We start from the raw sequence: 18961 nt of genomic DNA on the forward strand, positions 1-18961 counted from the left end.
CTGGTCCAGCACGCACGGCAGCACCGCTCCTCCCGGAGGAGGAGCGGTGCTGCCGTGTCTCAGGGGATGGGTCGCGGGCTCAGCGGGTCAACGACTGGCAGCCCAGTCGTCGTCCTCGTCTTCCTGCGACCAGCTCCCGGCGTGCGTGTCGTCCTCGTCGTCGTCCTTCGGCCCCCGAGAGGGGAACGACGACGGCTGTCCAGCCAGTTCTCGCTGGAGGGCAGTGAGGTCGGTGTTGGGTGAGCTGTACTTGAGCTCACGGGCCACGCGTGTCTGCTTGGCCTTCGCTCGGCCGCGCCCCATGGCTCGACCCCCTCGTGACGGAGTGCGGGTCGTCTCCAGCACTGGGCTGGACGGCCCGTGTGGCGACCCCGACTGAGTGACTGTGTCCTTGGCCGAGCTTACGACACGGATCGGTCACGAGCACACGGCGCACCCCGCAGGACCCTCATCCGGAGGTGGATGTGACCGGGGTCTCACTCGATCCGGCTGTCCCGGCCCCCTCGCAGGGGCCCGCCGCGAGTGGAAGGACCCCGTCCTCCTCATCCCTCGCACGCTCGGGACGAGCCTCGGGACGGGGCCGGGGGTGAGGGGGTCCTTCAGCAGCGGGGCAGCCGGATGGTCGCCAGCCGCCCGACCGAGCGCATCCGCTCCTCGGCGAGCCGGTCGGCGGCGACGGCCGGGGAGACGTCCTCGGCGTCGGCTGCGGCGAACACCCGCAGCGCGACGTCGAAGATCGAGGTGGCCTTGGACTCGGCGCGGGCGAAGGAGAACCCGTGCCGTTCGTCCTCGACCTGGATCACGCCGCCGGCGTTCACCAGGTAGTCGGGGGCGTAGAGGACTCCCCGGGAGCGCAGCAGCTCGGCGGTGCCCTCGTGGGCCAGCTGGTTGTTCGCCCCGCCACAGACGATCTGGGCGGGCAGGACGGCCACGGTCTCGTCGTCCAGGGCGCCACCGAGGGCGCAGGGGGCGTAGACGTCGTGCGGCGTGCGCACCAGCGCGGCGGTGTCGGCGACGGCGGAGACCTGCGGGTGCCGGGCCCGGACCCGCGCGACCGCGGCCGGGTCGACGTCGGTGACGACGACGGACGCGCCGTCGGTGACCAGCCGGTCGACCAGCCAGCTGCCGACCTTGCCCACGCCGGCCACGGCGACGGTGCGCCCGGCCAGGGTCGGGGAGCCCCAGCGGTGCTGGGCCGCGGCCCGCATGCCCTGGAAGACCCCGAAGGCGGTGAGCACCGAGGAGTCGCCACAGCCGCCGAAGGCCTCGGACCGACCGTGCGCGAAGCGGGTCTCCCGGGCGACGACGTCCAGGTCGGCGTTGTAGGTGCCGACGTCGCAGGCGGTGAGGTAACGCCCGCCCAGGCTCTCCACGAAGCGGCCGTAGGCGCGCAGCAGGGCCTCGGTCTTGTCGGTGCGCGGGTCGCCGATGATCACCGCCTTGCCGCCGCCCAGGTCGAGGCCGGCCAGGCTGTTCTTGTAGGCCATCGCCTTCGACAGCGCCAGCGCGTCGGCCACCGCGGCCTCCTCGGAGGCGTACGGGAAGAACCGGGTGCCGCCGAGCGCCGGGCCGAGCGCGGTGGAGTACACCGCGATCACCGCGCGCAGCCCCGACCCGGGATCGGAGCAGAAGACGACCTGTTCGTGCCCGGAGCCCATCACGTCCACGCCGGCAGCCTAGGCAGCCGCGGGTCGCTGCGCCTGCGTCCGCCCGCCTCCGGGTCGGGGTGCCGGGTGGCGTGCCCCGGCAACGACGGGGTCTCGGTGCGGAGGTCCGTGCCGTGTCCGGTCCCCCGGGCGGGCATGATCGGGGGCTCACGACGGCACCGGCCGATCCCGGTGCCGCACACTCCTCCGGGCGGGCCGAGTCGAGGCCCGGTCGGCGGAGGACATCAGCGGGGCATCGCTGCGCCGCCACACAGGAGGACACGCACACGATGGCTCGACCCAAGCGGCTGCTCGCACTCGCCCTGGCGGCACCCCTGTTGCTGAGCGCCTGCTCCACGGAGAACTCCGGCGCGGGCGACGAGAGCGGGGACGGCGGCGGTGCGACCGCCTCCGGTGACCTCGACTTCGCCGTCGTCACCCACGGGTCGGCCGGTGACGCCTTCTGGGACGTCGTGCAGAACGGTGCCGAGGCCGCCGGTGAGGACCTGGGCGTGGGCGTCGACTACCAGAGCGACGGTGACCCGCAGCGCCAGTCCCAGCTGATCGAGGCCGCGGTCAACCAGGACGTCGACGGGATCGTCGTCTCGATGGCGAACCCGGACGCGCTGCAGGACTCGATCACCGCGGCAGCTGACGCCGGCATCCCGGTGGTCACGATCAACTCCGGGGCGGACCGGTCGGCGGAGTTCGGCGCGATCGGGCACGTCGGCCAGGACGAGACGGTCGCCGGCATCGGCGCCGGGCAGCAGCTGGCCGCCGACGGCGCGCAGAACGTGCTCTGCGTGGTGCACGAGCCCGGCAACATCGGCCTGGAACAGCGCTGTGCCGGCGCCTCGCAGGGGCTGGGCACCGACGTCCGGCTGCTGCAGGTGGACATCAACGACATCCAGGCGGCCCAGTCGACGATCACCTCGCAGCTGCAGAGCGACTCCTCGATCGACGCCGTGCTGACCCTGAACTCCGCGGTGGCGCCGGTGGCGGCGTCCGCCGCCGCCGACGCCGGCTCCGACGCCGCGATCGCCACCTTCGACCTCAACGCCGACGTCATCGACGCCATCCAGGACGGCACGATCTCCTTCGCCGTGGACCAGCAGCAGTACGAGCAGGGCTACCTGCCGATCGTGATGCTCAAGCTGTACGCGGAGAACCTGAACACCGTCGGTGGTGGCCAGCCCGTGCTGACCGGTCCGGGGATCGTCGACGCCGAGAACGTCGACGAGATCGCGGAGCTCGCCTCGGCAGGGACCCGCTGAGCGCGACCCGGGAGGCGCCCGTCGACGGGCCGGCGCGCGCCGACGAACGCGTCGCCCGGGTCGGCCCGTGGCGGCGGCTGCTGGTCAAGCCCGAGCTCGGGTCGCTGATCGGCGCCGTCGTCATCCTGGGGTTCTTCTCCGCCCAGTCCGACGTCTTCCGGTCGCTGGCCGGGGTGGCCAACTGGCTGGACGTCGCCTCGATCCTGGGGATCATGGCGGTCGCCGTCGCCCTGCTGATGATCGGCGGGCACTTCGACCTCTCCGCCGGGGTGATGACCGGCACCACCGCGCTGACCGTGGGCATCGTGGCGGTGGAGCTTCAGCAGAACATCTGGGTGGCGATCGCCGCGGCGCTGGTGCTGGCGCTGGGGGTCGGCGCCTTCAACGGCTGGCTGGTCACCCGCACCGGCCTGCCCAGCTTCATCATCACGCTGGGCACCTTCCTGATGCTGCAGGGGCTCAACCTGGGGCTCACCAAGGCGTTCACCGGCACGGTGCAGGTGCGGGGGCTGGCCGATGCGCCCGGTTACCACTCGGCCGAGCTGGTGCTGGCGTCCACGGTCGAGGTCTTCGGGCAGCCGTTCCGGATCGCCGTCCTCTGGTGGCTGCTGGTCACGGCGCTGGCCGCCTGGGTGCTGCTGCGCACCCGGTTCGGCAACTGGGTCTTCGCCACCGGCGGTGACGAGGTCGCCAGCCGCAACGTCGGGGTCCCGGCGCGGCGGACGACGATCGTGCTGTTCATGACCACCGCGACCGCCGCGTGGCTGGTCGGCTCGATCACCGCCGTCCGGCTCACCTCCGTGCAGGCCAACACCGGCACCGGACAGGAGCTGATCTACATCGTCGCGGCCGTGATCGGCGGCTGCCTGCTCACCGGCGGGTACGGCTCGGCCGTCGGTGCGGCCCTGGGCGCGCTGATCTTCGGCATGACCCAGCAGGGCATCGTCTACCTGAACTGGGACGCCGACTGGTTCTACTTCTTCCTCGGGGCCATGTTGCTGCTCGCGGTGCTCACCAACCGGCTGGTCCGGCGCTACGCCGAGGCGGCTCCGCGATGAGCGCGGCAGCCGGCCGGCCGGCCGCGCCCGGGGACACCCCGCTGCTGGAGCTGCGCGACATCGGCAAGGACTTCGGCTCGGTCATCGCGCTCGACGGCATCTCCACCAGCGTGCGCGCCGGGCAGGTCACCTGCGTGCTGGGGGACAACGGCGCGGGCAAGTCGACGCTGATCAAGGTGCTCTCCGGGGTGCACCGGCCGACCCGGGGACAGCTGTTCCTGGACGGTGCGCCGGTCGACTTCGACGCGCCGCGCGAGGCGCTGGACGCCGGCATCGCCACCGTCTACCAGGACCTGGCGATGATCCCGCTGATGTCGATCTGGCGGAACTTCTTCCTCGGCTCGGAGCCGACGACCGGCTGGGGCCCGTTCCGGCGGTTCGACCGGGCGACGGCCAAGGACGTCACCCGGCGTGAGCTGGCGGCGATGGGCATCGACATCCGTGACCCCGACCAGCCGGTCGGCACGCTCTCCGGTGGCGAGCGGCAGTCGGTGGCGATCGCCCGGGCAGTGCACTTCGGGGCCCGGGTGCTGATCCTGGACGAGCCGACGTCGGCGCTCGGCGTCAAGCAGGCCGCCGTGGTGCTGCGCTACATCGCCCAGGCGCGCGACCAAGGGCTCGGCGTCGTCTTCATCACCCACAACCCGCACCACGCGCACCCGGTGGGCGACCGCTTCCTGCTGCTCAACCGCGGCCGCAGCATGGGCGACTTCGCCAAGGCGGAGGTGACCCGGGAGCAGTTGACCGACATGATGGCCGGCGGGGACGAGCTCAGCCGGCTCGCCGAGGAGCTGGGGCGGCCGGGCGCACCCTGACCTGCCGGGTCGACATGGGCACAGGGGGACCGGGTGCGGCGGTGACCGAGCTGTTTGAGACGGACTGCGTCGTAGCTGCGCGTGTTGCATCTGTGACTGGTGGTGCGACTGGGACGCTCGCTGAGCCCACCCGTCCATCCCTCTTCCCCAGGGAGCGACCATGACGCAGCACGTGCGGCGCCCGGCCACGGCGGCCGGCTGCCCGGTCCGCGCCGGACGCCGCCGACCGGCCCGACTGCTGGCCGGTGCGCTGACCGCAGCGGTCGCGGCCGTGCTGGTCGGGGCCGGCGGCGGCAGCGCGCGGGCCGAACCGGTGAACCCGAGTGACGAACAGCTGGCCGGTGCCCAGTCGGCCCAGGACGCAGCTGCGGCCGAGGTCGGCCGGATCGCCGCGCAGGTGGCTGCCGCCGAGGCGCAGCTGGAGCAGGTCCAGGTGCTGGCCGAGTCCGCCGGCACCGTCTACCTGGCGGCGGAGGAGGCCCGGGTGCAGGCCGAGGCCGCGGCCGCACGGGCGGCGCAGGACCTGCAGGTCGCGGCCGACGCCGTCGCCGCCGCCCAGGCCCGGATCGCCGAGTTCTCCCGGGACACCTACAAGAACGGTGGCGAGCTCACCAGCGAGATGGCGCTGCTGGACGTCGGTGGACCGGCCGAGCTGGTGCAGAAGGCCGCGATGCTGTCCTACGTCGGCGACCACCAGGTCGACGTCCTGGGGGTGATGGAGGCGGCCCGGGTGGCGCAGGCCCAGGCGGACGCGGCCGCGCGGGCGGCCCGGGACGAGAAGGTGGCGGCCGAGGCGGCGGCCGAGACGGCCCGGGTGGAGGCCGAGCGGCAGCTGGCCAACCAGCAGTCGGTGTACACCCAGGTGACCGCGGACAAGGCGGCGCTGGACCAGCAGCTGCAGGACGCCCAGGTGCAGCTGCTCACCCTGCAGGGAGCCCGCAACGCCTACGAGGTCTGGCAGCAGCAGAAGGCGGCCGAGGAGGCCGCGGCCCGGCTGGCCGAGGAGCAGGCCCGCGCCCAGGCGCTCGCCGACGACCGGCAGGCACTCCTGGCGGACGCCGACACCGCAGGCTCCGGCTACGCCCGGCCGGCCGTCGGCATCACCAGCAGCTGCTTCGGCGCACGCTGGGGGGTCACCCACTTCGGCGTCGACATCGGCGCGCCGATCGGCACGCCGGTGCGGGCCGTCACGGCCGGGGTGGTCCAGCGGGCGGGGCCGGCGACCGGCTTCGGGCTGGCGGTCTACCTCCGCGGCGACGACGGTGCGATCACCGTGTACGGCCACGTCAACCGGTCCTTCGTCCGCGCCGGGGAGCGGGTCGCGGCCGGTGAGCAGATCGCCGAGGTGGGCAACCGGGGCCAGTCGACCGGGCCGCACCTGCACTTCGAGGTCCACCCCGGCGGGGCGATGCACAGCGGCCAGGTCGACCCGGTGCCGTGGTTGCGGGCCCGCGGCATCACGATCCGGGGCTGCGGCTGAGCCCGGGGAGACGACCGGTGCAGCGCACCGCGGCCCGGCACCCTGGGGAGGGGGCCGGGCCGCGGTGCGTCGGGGGTCAGGCGTTGTCGCAGTTCTCCGTGATCCAGGTGTCCAGCCGGGTCTGGGACTCGGTCGCCTGCGCCTCGATCTCGGCCAGCGCCTGCTCCGCGCTGGCCTGGCCCTCCGGGGTGGTCAGGTCGACGTCGCCGAGGGTGTCCCGGATGCCGACGAACGTGTCGACCAGGACGTCCCAGTCGGCGCTGATCTCGGCCGGCGGGTCCAGCTGCTCCAGCTCGGCGATGGTCTGGTCGAGCAGCTCCTCCTGGGTCAGCTCGGCTGCATCGGGGGCGGTGAGCACGGCCTCGGCCTCGGTGCAGAACGCCTGCACCTCCTCGTCGGAGGTGGTGGCCTCGGCGGCGGCGGAGCTGGTCGGGCTGCTGGTCGTCGACGCGGCGTCGGGTTGCTCGTCGTCGCTGCTGCACGCGGACAGGAGGACGACGGCGACGGTGGCGAGACCGGCGCGGAAGGGGGTGGCGAGTGCGCGCATGACCTCGACGGTATCCGCTGCCGGCGGTGAGCACCGAGGCCCGCCGGGGGGCCGGTTACGGTGCTCCGCGTGACCGCCCCCGTCGACCCGCGGACCAGCTGGGCGCTGCCCGCGCCCGGGGAGATGGCCCCGGTCGCGGACCCCGAGCCGCTGGTCACCCGGGTGCTGGCCCCGAACCCCTCGCCGATGACGCTGGACGGCACGAACACCCACCTGGTGGGCGAGCCGGGCTCGGGTCAGGCCGTCGTCGTCGACCCCGGCCCGGACGACGCCGCCCACCTGGCCGCCGTCGAGGCCGCGCTGGCCGCCCGCGGCGCCCGGGTGGTGGCCGTGCTGGTCACCCACCACCACGCCGACCACGCCGAGGCGGCGCTGCCCTGGGGCCGGCACTTCGGTGCACCGGTCGCCGCCGCCACCCCTGCGGTCGCCGGCCCGGGCGGCCGGCTGCTCCGGGCGGGGGAGCGGCTGGAGCTGGCGGGCACGACGCTGGACGTCGTCCCGACGCCCGGGCACACCGCCGACCACCTGGCCTTCCGGCTGGCCTCCGGGGCGGTGCTGGTCGGCGACCACGTGCTCGGCCGGGGCACCTCCGTGGTCACCCACCCCGAGGGCGACGTGCTCGCCTACCTGGAGTCGCTGCGCCGGGTGCACGACCTGGGGCCCTCGGCGCTGTACTGCGGCCACGGGCCCGAGCTGACCACCGACCCCGGGGCGGTGCTGCGTTTCTACCTGGCCCACCGGGCGTACCGGGAGCAGCAGCTGCTCGACGCCCTCGCGGCCGGCGCCCGGACGGTCGAGGAGCTGGTCGCCGTGGTCTACGCGGGCGTGCCGCAGGCCGTCCGGCCGGCCGCTGCGCAGTCGACCCGGGCCACGCTCGCCAAGCTGGCCGCCGAGGGCCGGGTGGAGCCCGTCGAGGACCGGGTGCGGCTGGCCTGACCGGCCGCCGTCCTACTGTTCCGAGGGTGGAGCCGGCCGGGGAGTGGGACGTCGTGGTCGTCGGCGCCGGGTCCGCCGGGTGCGCGCTGGCCGCCCGGCTGGTCGACGCCGGACGGCGGGTGCTGGTCCTGGAGGCCGGCGCCGACCACCCGCTGCCGGAGGACTTCCCGGCGACGATCCGGGACGCCGCGACGATGGGGGCCGCGACCCCCGGCCACCCCGCCAACTGGGAGCTCACCGGAGAGCTCACCGACGACCTGCGCTGGCCGGTGCCCCGGGGGAAGGTGCTGGGCGGCTCCAGCGCGCTGAACGGCACGTACTTCATCCGGGCCACCCGCGCCGACCTGGACGGCTGGGCCGCCGCCGGCAACGACCTGTGGTCGGCCGACGCGCTGCGCCCGGCCTTCGCCCGGTGCGAGAGCGACGCCGACTACGGCGACCGCCCCGGGCACGGCTCGACCGGCCCGCTGCCGGTCACCCGGGTGCACGAGCCGCACCCGGTCACCGATGCCTTCGCCGGCGCCTGCGACGCCCTCGGCTTCCCGCCCGAGCCGGACAAGAACGCCGACGGCCCGCCCGGGCACGGGCCGGTGCCGTTCACCGTCGCCGACGGCGTGCGGGTCAACACCGCGATGGCCTACCTCTCCCCGCGCCGGGGGCAGCCCGGGCTGACCGTGCGGGGCGGCGTGCGGGTGACCCGGGTGCTGGTGGAGCACGGCCGGGCGGTGGGCGTGCAGACCGACCGCGGCCCGGTGCGCGCCGCGGAGGTCGTGCTGTCGGCCGGCGCCGTCGGCTCCCCGCACCTGCTCCTGCTGTCCGGGATCGGCCCCGCCGACCACCTGCGGGCCACCGGCGTCGCCGTCGTCGCCGACGTCCCGGGAGTGGGGCAGGGGTTCAGCGACCACCCCGACGTCTACGTGACCTACCGGCCGGCCCGGCGCACCCCGATGCCCCGCGGGCTGCTCCCGCTGGCCACCGCGCTCAACACCGCCGACCACCTCGAGGTCATGCCCTGGCTCAAGCCGTTCCGGCAGGTGATGCTCTCGCGGTCCTCGGGGTCGGCGCTGTCCGGCGTCGCCGAGGTGCTGCGCCGGCCCGCGGCGACACTGCGGGCGTTGCGGGGGGCCTCCGTGCCGCGGCTGCTGGACTCCGCGCGCCGGCGGGACGACCTCTACCTCGCCGTGGCCCTGCAGCAGGAGGAGAGCCGCGGGCGGATCAGCCTGACCACCGCCGACCCGCTGGTGCAGCCACGGATCCAGTACCGCTACCTGACGCAGGACGCCGACCGGCGCCGGCTGCGGGCCGGCGTCCGGCTGGCCGCCGAGCTGCTGCGGACCCCGGCCTTCGCCCCGCTGGTCGCCGAGCGCACCGGCCTGCCCGACGACGTCCTGGCCGACGACCGGGAGCTGGACCGGTGGACCCGGGCGCACCTGGCGACCGCCGTGCACCTGGCCGGCAGCGCCCGGATGGGGCCGGCCACCGACCCCGGGGCGGTGGTCGACCAGCACCTGCGGGTGCGGGGGGTGGCGGGCCTGCGGGTGGTCGACACCTCGGTGATGCCGTTGGTGCCCTCCCGTGGGCCGGCGGCGACCGCCGTGGCGATCGGGGAGCGCGCCGCCGAGCTGATCACCGGCGGCGGCTGACGGACCACCCGGCCGGCTCAGCCGCCGGCGTCGCGGGCCGCGTCGGCCACGGCGAGGGACCGGTCCAGGTAGACCGCGTTGCCGGACAGCAGCCGGTGCAGCTCCCGGAACGACCGGTCCAGCACCGCGGTGGGGTCGGTGTCGGCCGGGTCCGGGTCGGGCGCCTGGCCGGCCATCTCGGCCAGCCCGACGGCCGCGTCGGCCAGCGTGGGCCACAGGTGGGCCCACTGCCAGAACTCGTAGGTGGCCGGCCCGACCAGGGCCGATGGCGGGGTGCCCAGCAGGCCGATCCCGTCGACGCCCGGCCGGCCGGGCGGTTCGCCCAGCCCGAGCAGCAGGGACTGGACCCGGTGGGTGCGGGCGAACTCGGCGGCAGGTTCGGAGCCGGGGGCGAGCTCGGCGACCAGCCCCCGCTCGATGAGCGCGTCGAGCACCGGGTCGCAGTCGGGGACCCCGGCCTCCTCGGCTGCCTGGCGGACCGCGGTGCGGGTCCACGGCACGCCGTCCTGCACCCGGCTGGGCACCCCGTGCGTCAGCGTCCACACGTCGGCGGTGGTCTGGTCGCCCAGCAGCGGGCTGTCCCAGCCCAGCCGCACCACCCAGTAGCTCGGCGGCTCCCCGCGGTGCTGGTGGAAGGCCCCCATGGGGTGACCGACGGGGAAGACGAGCGCCTCCGCCGGCGTCACCGGGTCGGCGGTGGACATCAGCTCACCGCCCAGGTGTCCAGGTGGACGGCGTTGGGGGTGAGGAGCCGGTGCAGGTCCTCCAGCAGCGAGGTCAGCAGCGCGTCCGGGTCGGTGGCGAGAGGGTCGGTGATGCCCACCCGTGCCGCGGTGGCCGCAGCGCCCTCGCAGGCCCGCCACAGGCTGGTCTCCATGTGCGCCCACTCGAACAGGTCGTAGGCGGCGGCCGACAGCACGGCGAGCGGCCGGCCGGGCAGCCCGACCGCGTAGGCGTCCGGCGCGCCGGCGCTGTTCCCCAGCCCCAGCACCAGGGGCACCATCCGGACCCGGCGGGCCAGGTCGCGGGCCGAGTCGGTGCCCGGTGCGGCGAGGGCGACCAACCCCTGCTCCTGCAGCCGGGCCAGTCGCTGCGCACAGTCCGGGAGGCCCACCGCATCGGCCTGCGCGGCCAGCGCGTCGGGGGTCCACGGGCGCGGCTGGTGGTCGGCGGGCCCGTGCGCCATCGCCCAGACCCCGAACTCGGCCGAGGTCAGGCTGTGCAGGGCCGCGCCGACCCGGACGTCGAACTGGTCCACGACCGCGCGGACGCCGATCAGCTGACCGATCGGGTAGACCTGCAGCGCGGGCGAGTCGCTGGTCATCGCGGCGAGCCTAGCCGGGGCCGGAACTCCTGCGCCGGACCGCCGCCGGGCCGCGCGGCCCGGCCGAGTGCGCGGCGCGGGCCAGCTCAGCGGATGGTGCGGATCTGGGTGCTCGTGGTCGACAGCGGGGCCCACGGGTCGGGGTGTGGCTGCCCGGCGTCGCTCACCCAGCCTGGTGCGCGGGTGCCCGTCGTGCTGCCCCGGGTCGCCGGGCGGGCACTGAGGTGCACGATCAGGGAGAGCAGGACGAACAGCCCCACGAGCACGCCGGCGATGGTCATGAGCGTCGAGAGCATGCTGGAGAAGTTAGTGGTGGGGACTGGTCCGTGTCCGGCGTTGCGCTGGGCACAAATAGCCGAACTCGATCATCAGAAGCGGGAAGTCTGACAGTTGACGTCGACTTGTCGACCCGAGCTGGACGATCCGCCCCGTCAGAGTCTGCCAGTGCGGGCCAGCTCGTGACAGCCCGGCCCGGCGTCCCAGACCGTCACTCCCACCACCAGAATGGCCATCTTGGTGGTGGGTGGGCTCAGGTGTCGAGGGGGAGGCCGGTGTAGTTCTCGGCCAGCTCCCGGGCCGCGGCCTCCGAGGAGCAGACCCGGCGGAGCTGGGAGAGCTGCAGCTCGGCGTCGAAGTCGTCGCCGGCGCGGTGCAGCATCGACGTCATCCACCAGGAGAAGTGGGTGCAGCGCCAGACCCGGGCGAGCGCGCGGTCGGAGTAGCTGTCGACCAGGTCCGTCTGCTTCTCGGCCAGCAGGCGGACCAGCGCGGTGGCGAGCAGGGTGACGTCGGCGACGGCGAGGTTGAGGCCCTTGGCGCCGGTCGGCGGCACGATGTGCGCGGCGTCGCCGGCCAGGAAGAGCCGCCCGCGGCGCATCGGCGCGCTGACGAACGAGCGCATCGGCAGGATCGACTTCTCGGTGACCGGGCCGGTCTCCAGCTCCCAGCCGTCGAGGGCGAACCGGGTGGACAGCCCGTCCCAGATCCGGTCGTCGGACCAGTCCTCGATCTTCTCCTCCGGGTCGACCTGCAGGTACAGGCGCGACACCGACGGCGAGCGCATCGACAGCAGCGCGAAGCCGTCGGGGTGCCAGGCGTAGACGAGCTCCTCCTCCGACGGGGCGACGTCGGCCAGGATGCCCAGCCAGGCGTAGGGGTAGGTGCGCTCCCACAGCCGGCCCGCGGTGCCGGCGGTGACGACCGGGCGGGAGACGCCGTGGAAGCCGTCGGTGCCGGCGATGGCGTCGCACTCGAGCACCTGGGGCACGCCGTCGGCGTCGGTGAACCGGATCCGCGGGTGGTCGGTGTCGACGTCCTCGGGGGTGACGTCGGAGACGTCGAACAGCAGCGGCGGGCCGCCGGCGAGCTGGGCGGCGATGAGGTCCTTGGTCACCTCGGTCTGGCCGTAGACCCAGACCTTGCGGCCGCACAGCTCGGGGAAGTCCAGGTGGTGCCGGGTGCCGGGGTACTGCAGGAAGATGCCGTTGTGCGGCAGGCCCTCCCGCTGCAGCCGGTCGCCCATGCCGGCGTCGATCAACGTGGAGACGGTGTGCTGCTCCAGGATCCCGGCGCGGATCCGGGCCTCCACGTAGTCGCGGGAGCGGTTCTCCAGGACGACGGTGTCGATGCCCTGCAGCTGCAGGAGGCGGGACAGCAGCAGTCCCGCCGGGCCGGCTCCGATGATCCCCACCTGGGTGCGCATCGGCCGAGTGTGACCCCGGCTACCAGTGGCGGGCGACCCCTTCCTCCCGCTGGACGGAAGGGTCAGCGGAACTGCTCGGTGCGCGCCAGGGCCCGGCCGATGCCCCGGGCCGCCACCTGCAGCACCGGGGCCAGTCGGCCCACGTCGCGGCGGTGGACCGGGACGACGATGCCCAGCGCGGCGACCACCACCGGCCCGGACAGCCGCTCCACGGTCACCGGGACGGCGACCGAGGCGGCGCCCAGGCTCATCTCCTCCGCGGTCCGGGCCCAGCCGCGGCGGCGCACCTCGGCGAGCTCCCGGCTCAGCAGCCCGGCGTCGACGACGGTGTGCCGGGTCTCCCGGGTCGGCTGCCGGAGCACCTGCTCCAGGACGTCGTCCGGCGCGGAGGCCAGCAGCACCTTGCCCACCCCGGTGGCGTGCAGTGGCAGCCGGCTGCCGACCTGGCTGACCACCGGGACCGACTCGCGGCCGGAGACCCGTTCGACGTAGAGCGCCTTCGTGCCCTCGCGGACCGCCAGGTGCACGGTGTCGCGGGTGGCGGTGTGCACGTCGAGCAGGAACGGCGAGGCGACCTGGCGCAGCTCCAGGTCGACCGGGGCGAGCAGCCCGAGGTCCCAGAGCTTGCGGCCGACCTCGTAACGGCCGTCGCTGCGCCGGACCAGGGCGCCCCAGGCGGCGAGGTCGGCGAGCAGCCGGTGGGCGGTGGTCAGCGGGGTGCCCGACCGTTCGGCGACCTCGGAGAGGCTGAGCCGGGGGTGGGCGGCGTCGAAGGCGTCCAGGACGCCGAGCGCCCGTGAGGTCACCGATCGACCGGCTGCGGCGGCTCCACCGGCCACGTCGTCCCACTTTCTGCTCAGCGGAAGCAGTTGCTTCCGGCAGCGTACTGCTGCGCCGTACGGTCCGACCATGACCGGGACCACATCTCGCGAGCCGCGACCGGCGTCGGACAGTGCCCTCGTGCTGCCCCGCTACCTCCGGGAGCCCGCCGACCGGCGCACCCCGGTGGCCTACCCCGGCTACCGGAGCACGGCGTCCCGGGCGCCGCTGCGCACCCCGGTCGACCTGCCGCACCGGTTGACCGAGATCACCGGCCCGGTGCTCGGCGAGGACCTGGTCACCGCCGCCGACGCGGACCTGACCCTGCGCCAGGGCGGCGAGGCCCAGGGGCAGCGGATCATCGTCCACGGCCGGGTGCTCGACAGTGACGGCCGCCCGGTGCCGCACGCACTGGTCGAGATGTGGCAGGCCAACGCCGCCGGCCGCTACCGGCACGTGGTCGACAACTGGCCCGCGCCGCTGGACCCGCACTTCGACGGGCTGGGCCGGGTGGTGACCGACGAGCTGGGGCGCTACGAGTTCACCACCATCAAGCCCGGGGCCTACCCGTGGGGCAACCACCACAACGCCTGGCGGCCGGCGCACATCCACTTCAGCCTGTTCGGTCAGGCGTTCACCCAGCGGCTGGTCACCCAGATGTACTTCCCGGACGACCCGCTCTTCGGGCAGGACCCGATCTTCAACTCCATGCCGACCACGGCGCGGCACCGGGCGATCAGCCGGTTCGACCTGGAGCGCAGCCAGCCCAACTGGGCGCTGGCGTTCCAGTGGGACATCGTGCTGCGCGGCCGTGAGCAGACCCCCTTCGAGACCGATGACGACGGAGATGTCGCGTGAGCGCCGACCGACTGTCCCCCCTGGTGCTGGCCGCCGACGAGACCAACGACCGCCGGCTGGGGACGCCGCGGCGCGGCACCGGCTTCCTGACCGAGCCCTTCCGGCTGGGCACCACCCCCAGCTCGACGGTCGGGCCGTACCTGGCGATCGGCCTGACCTGGGCCGACGGCCCGGACGTCGTCGCCGAGGGCACCCCGGGTGCCGTCTGGCTGCGCGGCCAGGTCTTCGACGGCAACGGCGACCTCGTGCCCGACGGCATGATCGAGACCTGGCAGGCCGACCCGGACGGCCGCTTCGCGCACCCGGACGACCCGCGCGGCGCCGTCGCCACCCCCGGGTTCCGTGGCGTGGGGCGGTCGCACACGGTCGACGGGGGTGCCTACGCCGTCCGCACGCTCAAGCCCGGCCGGGTGCCCGACGGGGAGGGCGGGCTGCAGGCGCCGCACGTCGACGTCTCGGTCTTCGCCCGTGGCCTGCTCGACCGGCTCGTCACCCGGATCTACTTCGCCGACGAGGCCGCCGCCAACGCCGAGGACGTCGTCCTGCGCAGCCTCCCGGACGACGCCGCGCGCGCCACGCTGATCGCCCGGCCCAGCGAGGACGGCTACGTGCTGGACATCCACCTGCAGGGCTGCGCGGCCCAGGGCATGGACGAGACCGTCTTCTTCGCGGTGTGAGCACCGGCCACGGGGGAGCACCCGCCAGGATGGGCGCGTGATCCTCGACGCGACCTTCGCCCGCGGCCCCGTCTCGGCCGGCACCGCCGGGGACGCGTGGCTGGTGGCCCTGCTCGAGGTGGAGGGCGCGCTGGCCCGCGCCGCCGCCCGGGTCGGTCTGGTGGCCGGCGCGGCCGCGGACGAGGTGAGCCGGGTGTGCGCCGACCCGGCCGTCCTGGACCTTCCTGCGGTGTACGCCCGGGCCGGGGACGCCGGCAACCCGGTGCCCCCGCTGGTCCGGGCGCTGCAGGACGCCGTCGGGCCGCACGCCGCCCGGGCGGTGCACGTCGGCGCCACCAGTCAGGACGTCGTCGACACCGCGGCGGTGCTGCTGGCCCGGCGCGGCCTGCACCTGATCGACGCCGATCTCGCCGCGGCCGCGGAGACCTGCGCCCGGCTGGCGGGCACGCACCGGGACGACGTGCTGATGGGCCGCACCCTGCTGCAGCAGGCGCTGCCGATCACCGCCGGCCTCAAGGCCGCCACCTGGCTCGCCGGGCTGGACGGCGTGCGCGCCCGGGTCGCCGCGGTCGCCGCGGCGCTGCCGGTCCAGTACGGCGGGGCGGTCGGCACGCTCGCCGCCAGCTCGGGCTCCGGCGTCGACCTGCGCCGGGAGCTGGCCGCCGAGCTCGGGCTGGCCACCACCGAGGTGCCCTGGTTCACCGTGCGGCTGCCGATCGCCGACGTCGCGGGCGTGCTGGGCGCGGCGGCCGGGGTGGTGGCCACGATCGCGCTGGACGTCGTCCTGCTGGCCCAGACCGAGGTCGCCGAGCTGGCCGAGGTCGCCGAGGGCCGCGGCGGCTCCTCGGCGATGCCGCACAAGGCCAACCCGGTGGCGGCGGTCTCCGCCCGGGCCTGCGCCCGCCGCGCCCCCGGCCTGGTCGCCACCCTGTTCGCCGCGATGGAGCAGGAGCACGAGCGCGGCGCAGGCACCTGGCACGCGGAGTGGCCGACGCTGACCGACCTGCTGGGCACGGTCGGCTCCGCGGCGTCCTGGCTGGCCGAGTGCCTGTCCTCGCTGCGGCTGGACACCGAGCAGATGGCGCGGACCGTGGCCGCGGCCGGCGACCCGCAGCTGGCCGGAGCGCTGGCCGAGGCCCTCACCCCGGCGCTGGGCGCGGGTGCGGCGCACGACGCCGCCGCCGCCGCGGTGCGGGAGGCGGCCACGGCCGGTCGCCCGCTGGCCGACCTCGTGGCCGAGCGCACCGACGTCGACGGCGCCGCACTGGTCGCCGACGGCACCCCGGACGTCGGTGAGGCCGGTGCCCAGGTGGACGCCGCGCTCGCCGCCCACACCATCGCGATGCAGGGAGGACACCCGTGACCGCCGTCGAGGTGCACGCCGTCGTCGAGGGCCCGGCCGAGGCGCCGGTGCTGCTGCTGTCCAACTCACTCGGCTCGGACCTGTCGATGTGGGACCCGCAGGTGCCGGCGCTGACCGAGCGGTTCCGGGTGGTCCGCTACGACACCCGCGGGCACGGCCGGTCACCGTCGGGGTCCGGTGACGCCACGATCGACGACCTGGCCGACGACGTCGTCGCGCTGCTGGACCGGCTGGGGGTGGCCCGGGCGCACGTCGCCGGGGTGTCGATCGGCGGGATGACCGGCCTGCGGCTGGCCGTGCGCGAGCCGCAGCGGGTGCTCACCCTGGCGGTGCTGTGCAGCTCGGCGCACACCGGCAACGCGGCCAGCTGGGCGGAGCGGGCGCGCACCGTGCGCGCCGAGGGCACCGGCGCGATCGCCGAGCAGGTGGTCAGCCGGTGGCTCACCCCGCCGTACGCCGCGGAACACCCCGACCTGGTGGCCCGGTTGCAGGCGATGGTGGCCGCCGCCGACGACGAGGGGTACGCCGGCTGCTGCGCGGCGATCGAGCGGATGGACCAGCGCCCCGACCTGCACCGGATCACGGCCCCGACGCTGGTGGTCTCCGGCGCCGAGGACCAGGCGGTGCCCCCGGAGCACCAGCAGCTGATCGCCGACGGCGTCCCCGGCGCCCGGCTGCTCAGCCTCGGCCCGGCCGCGCACCTGGCCAACCTGGAACAGCCCGAGCAGGTCAGCCGGGCCCTGATCGCACACGCCACCGGAGGCGACCTGTGACCGAACCGCTGGAGACCGGACCGCTGGAGACCGACGAGCAGCGGCGGGCGGCCGGCATGCGGGTGCGCCGGGAGGTGCTCGGCGACGCCCACGTGGACCGGGCGGTCGCCAGCGTCACCCCGTTCACCGCGGACTTCCAGGACTTCATCACCCGCGTCGCGTGGGGCGACCTGTGGCAGCGACCCGGGCTGGACCGCCGCGAGCGCAGCATGCTGACCCTGGCGATCACCGCGGCGCTGCGGCACTGGGACGAGTTCGCGCTGCACGTGAAGGCGGCGGTGCACAACGGGCTGACCGACGAGGAGATCGCCGAGGTGTGCCTGCACACCGCGGTCTACGCCGGGGTGCCGGCGGCCAACCACGCCCTGGCCGTCGCCAAGCCGATCCTCGCCGAGCTCCGCACCCAGGGCTGAGGCCCCCGAAGGCGGTCAGCCGGCGGGGACGGAGACCGGCACCCTCGCCCCGCCGGTGCCCAGGTCGACCGAGGCGCCGTCGGGGAAGGTCGCGGAGCCGGCGACCACGAGCGTCCCCTCGGTGAACCCGGCCGGCACGTCGAAGGCGGTGATCACCCGCGTCGGGGAGGCGTCCAGGTCCAGCGCCCGGAGCGTGGTCCCGTCCGGCAGGCGCAGCGACAGCAGCCCCGGCGGCAGCGCGCCGGGCGTGGCCTCCGGCAGCGCCATCGTCACGTCGAGCAGCAGCAGGGCGCGGCTCGGGTCGGCCGGCCGCGCGTCCTGGACGAACCACTCGAGCCGGCCGCCGCCGACCGCGATCGTGACGGGCAGGGACGCGGAGACCCGGCCGGGCGCGCTCAGCGTCGCCGCCAGCTGCCGGACGGCGTCCACGTCGGCCTCCCGGGAGGTGCGCGCCAGCACCTGCAGGTTGCCCGGGTCGGGGGCGCCGGTGAGCAGCGACAGCCGTTGCTCGACCCCGGCGTCGACGACCACGAGGTCGGCGGCGGTGGTGTCCGCGGGCACCGACAGCAGCGCCTCGACGGTGGTGCCCGGGGCGGTCATCGCCGGGGCGACGACGACCGGCTCCCGGCCGGGGACCTGGTAGCTGATCGAAGGCGGGGTGGGGGAGCGGCCCTCGCCCTGCTCGACCAGGTACCGCACGGCGAGGAACTCCTCACCGTCGGCCGGCCGCCGGGCGGCGTCCCCGGTGCCCACCCGGTCCGGCCGGGCCAGGCCGGTCACCGCCACCGCCGCAGCCGGACCGGAGAGCCGGGCCGGGCCGGCCGGCTCGGTCCAGGTCACGTCGGGGAACGGCCCGACCGCGGTGTGGCCGGGGCTCGCCTGCGGCACGGCCGGTGCGGTCAGCCCGCCGGCGCCCCGCGGTGGCTCCTCCCGGTCCGGCCGGCGGAGCAGCTCGCGGTGGGTCAGTGGCTCGGGGGCGGGGTTGGCCGGCAGCGCGGCGACCGACAGCCGCACGTCGCCGCCGGCCGGGGTGCCGGTCAGGGGGAACCGGAGCCAGCTGGCGTCGTCCTGCCCGTCGACGAACAGTGCCGGGCCGCACAGCAGCTCCGGGCGGAGCTCGGAGCCGGCGGCGTCCTCCAGCTGGAACCAGCAGCGGCTGTCCGCGCCGCGGACACCCTGCCGCAGCGCCACGTGGTCGCTGAAGGCGCGGTCGGCCGCAGCGAGGACGACGGCGGGGTCGGTGACGTAGCGGCCACCGAAGGTGAGCGGGTCCTCGCGCAGCAGTGCGAACAGCCCGGCGCCGACCAGCAGCACGACCAGCAGCGCAGCGCTGAGGATCGATCCGATCGGCCGGCGACGTCGACGACCGGGCACCGGCGCCGGGGGAACGGCCGGGTCGGGCCCCGGGGCGTCGGAACGCTCCTCGGCGACTCCGCCCACTGGTCCTCCGGCCTCTTGCTGCTCCACGGCGGCCTGGCAGGGGCCGACCGGGAACGCTAACCGACCAGCCAGGGCGACCGCACGCACCGCCACCGGAACGGGGAGCGGGTCGCCGCGCTGCGGTCACCCGGAGGGAGGAGTGGCTCCTTGTCTCTCGGTTGGGCAGCGGCTACACCGGGTAGGGGCGATCCGT

General features: G+C 75.3%; 20 protein-coding genes. 11 read left to right on the plus strand and 9 right to left on the minus strand.

The features are described 5' to 3' along the window. Window positions 1-87: 87 nt before the first annotated feature. Together O2V61_RS12425 and O2V61_RS12430 are read right to left on the minus strand one after the other, a co-directional pair. Complete coding sequence (locus tag O2V61_RS12425; protein ID WP_269183619.1) at window positions 88-303, minus strand: DUF3073 domain-containing protein; 216 nt, start codon at window positions 301-303, stop codon at window positions 88-90. A gap of 296 nt (window positions 304-599) precedes the next feature. After that, the gene (locus O2V61_RS12430) at window positions 600-1658 is read right to left on the minus strand and encodes a Glu/Leu/Phe/Val family dehydrogenase (protein WP_269184266.1); all 1059 of its coding nucleotides are present in this window, start codon (window positions 1656-1658) and stop codon (window positions 600-602) included. A 278-nt stretch (window positions 1659-1936) separates the two neighbouring features. On the opposite strand from O2V61_RS12430, the gene O2V61_RS12435 reads away from it, so the two are divergent. From O2V61_RS12435 to O2V61_RS12450, 4 genes are all read left to right on the plus strand, one after another. Continuing rightward, a complete protein-coding gene (locus O2V61_RS12435) occupies window positions 1937-2920 on the plus strand; it encodes a sugar ABC transporter substrate-binding protein (RefSeq protein ID WP_269183620.1) in 984 nt (327 codons plus the stop codon). Between the two features lie 173 nt (window positions 2921-3093). Next, window positions 3094-3978, plus strand: a complete 885-nt coding sequence (locus O2V61_RS12440) for an ABC transporter permease (protein ID WP_269183621.1) — start codon at window positions 3094-3096, stop codon at window positions 3976-3978. Continuing rightward, entirely contained in the window at window positions 3975-4793 is an 819-nt protein-coding gene (locus tag O2V61_RS12445; RefSeq protein ID WP_269183622.1) for an ATP-binding cassette domain-containing protein, read from the plus strand. The genes O2V61_RS12440 and O2V61_RS12445 overlap by 4 nt, the downstream gene beginning before the upstream one ends. A 160-nt stretch (window positions 4794-4953) precedes the next feature. Continuing rightward, window positions 4954-6273, plus strand: coding sequence for a M23 family metallopeptidase (locus O2V61_RS12450; protein WP_269183623.1), 1320 nt, complete (start codon window positions 4954-4956; stop codon window positions 6271-6273). Between the two features lie 76 nt (window positions 6274-6349). Here O2V61_RS12450 and O2V61_RS12455 read toward each other — a convergent pair whose 3' ends face one another. Next, on the minus strand, window positions 6350-6820 hold the full coding sequence (locus tag O2V61_RS12455; RefSeq protein ID WP_269183624.1) for a hypothetical protein: 471 nt from the start codon (window positions 6818-6820) through the stop codon (window positions 6350-6352). Between the two features lie 69 nt (window positions 6821-6889). Here O2V61_RS12455 and O2V61_RS12460 point away from each other — a divergent pair, with 69 nt between their 5' ends. Both O2V61_RS12460 and O2V61_RS12465 read left to right on the plus strand, forming a co-directional pair. Then, window positions 6890-7756 carry an MBL fold metallo-hydrolase gene (locus tag O2V61_RS12460; RefSeq protein ID WP_269183625.1) on the plus strand — a complete coding sequence of 289 codons (867 nt, stop codon included), beginning with the start codon at window positions 6890-6892 and terminating at the stop codon, window positions 7754-7756. Window positions 7757-7782: 26 nt separating this feature from the next. After that, a complete protein-coding gene (locus O2V61_RS12465; protein WP_269183626.1) occupies window positions 7783-9399 on the plus strand; it encodes a GMC family oxidoreductase in 1617 nt (538 codons plus the stop codon). 17 nt (window positions 9400-9416) lie between these two features. Here the strand turns inward: O2V61_RS12465 and O2V61_RS12470 are convergent, their stop codons facing one another. The 5 genes from O2V61_RS12470 to O2V61_RS12490 all read right to left on the minus strand — a co-directional run bounded on the left by O2V61_RS12470 (window position 9417) and on the right by O2V61_RS12490 (window position 13231). After that, entirely contained in the window at window positions 9417-10103 is a 687-nt protein-coding gene (locus tag O2V61_RS12470; RefSeq protein ID WP_269183627.1) for a hypothetical protein, read from the minus strand. Beyond that, window positions 10103-10723, minus strand: a complete 621-nt coding sequence (locus O2V61_RS12475) for a hypothetical protein (RefSeq protein WP_269183628.1) — start codon at window positions 10721-10723, stop codon at window positions 10103-10105. The genes O2V61_RS12470 and O2V61_RS12475 overlap by 1 nt, the downstream gene beginning before the upstream one ends. Window positions 10724-10809: 86 nt before the next feature. Then, on the minus strand, window positions 10810-11019 hold the full coding sequence (locus O2V61_RS12480; protein WP_269183629.1) for a hypothetical protein: 210 nt from the start codon (window positions 11017-11019) through the stop codon (window positions 10810-10812). 233 nt (window positions 11020-11252) lie between these two features. Continuing rightward, a complete protein-coding gene (locus tag O2V61_RS12485) occupies window positions 11253-12425 on the minus strand; it encodes a 4-hydroxybenzoate 3-monooxygenase (RefSeq protein WP_269183630.1) in 1173 nt (390 codons plus the stop codon). A gap of 62 nt (window positions 12426-12487) precedes the next feature. Continuing rightward, window positions 12488-13231 (minus strand): IclR family transcriptional regulator, encoded by a 744-nt coding sequence (locus tag O2V61_RS12490; protein ID WP_269183631.1) that lies wholly within the window; start codon window positions 13229-13231, stop codon window positions 12488-12490. A 103-nt stretch (window positions 13232-13334) separates the two neighbouring features. On the opposite strand from O2V61_RS12490, the gene pcaH reads away from it, so the two are divergent. Genes pcaH through pcaC form a run of 5 tightly spaced genes read left to right on the plus strand, consistent with a single transcriptional unit; the run spans window position 13335 to window position 17328 of the window. Then, window positions 13335-14102 carry a protocatechuate 3,4-dioxygenase subunit beta gene (pcaH, locus tag O2V61_RS12495; RefSeq protein ID WP_269183632.1) on the plus strand — a complete coding sequence of 256 codons (768 nt, stop codon included), beginning with the start codon at window positions 13335-13337 and terminating at the stop codon, window positions 14100-14102. Beyond that, window positions 14099-14779, plus strand: a complete 681-nt coding sequence (pcaG, locus tag O2V61_RS12500; protein WP_269183633.1) for a protocatechuate 3,4-dioxygenase subunit alpha — start codon at window positions 14099-14101, stop codon at window positions 14777-14779. Before pcaH ends, pcaG begins: the two co-directional genes overlap by 4 nt. 37 nt (window positions 14780-14816) lie before the next feature. Then, complete coding sequence (locus tag O2V61_RS12505) at window positions 14817-16142, plus strand: lyase family protein (RefSeq protein WP_269183634.1); 1326 nt, start codon at window positions 14817-14819, stop codon at window positions 16140-16142. Beyond that, on the plus strand, window positions 16139-16915 hold the full coding sequence (gene pcaD / locus O2V61_RS12510; RefSeq protein ID WP_269183635.1) for a 3-oxoadipate enol-lactonase: 777 nt from the start codon (window positions 16139-16141) through the stop codon (window positions 16913-16915). Before O2V61_RS12505 ends, pcaD begins: the two co-directional genes overlap by 4 nt. Next, window positions 16912-17328 (plus strand): 4-carboxymuconolactone decarboxylase, encoded by a 417-nt coding sequence (gene pcaC, locus O2V61_RS12515; RefSeq protein WP_269183636.1) that lies wholly within the window; start codon window positions 16912-16914, stop codon window positions 17326-17328. Before pcaD ends, pcaC begins: the two co-directional genes overlap by 4 nt. A 15-nt stretch (window positions 17329-17343) precedes the next feature. Here pcaC and O2V61_RS12520 read toward each other — a convergent pair whose 3' ends face one another. Beyond that, on the minus strand, window positions 17344-18768 hold the full coding sequence (locus O2V61_RS12520) for a hypothetical protein (protein ID WP_269183637.1): 1425 nt from the start codon (window positions 18766-18768) through the stop codon (window positions 17344-17346). Window positions 18769-18961: the final 193 nt, after the last annotated feature.

The sequence above is a fragment of the Modestobacter sp. VKM Ac-2985 genome (assembly GCF_026967925.1).
Lineage (GTDB): Bacteria > Actinomycetota > Actinomycetes > Mycobacteriales > Geodermatophilaceae > Modestobacter.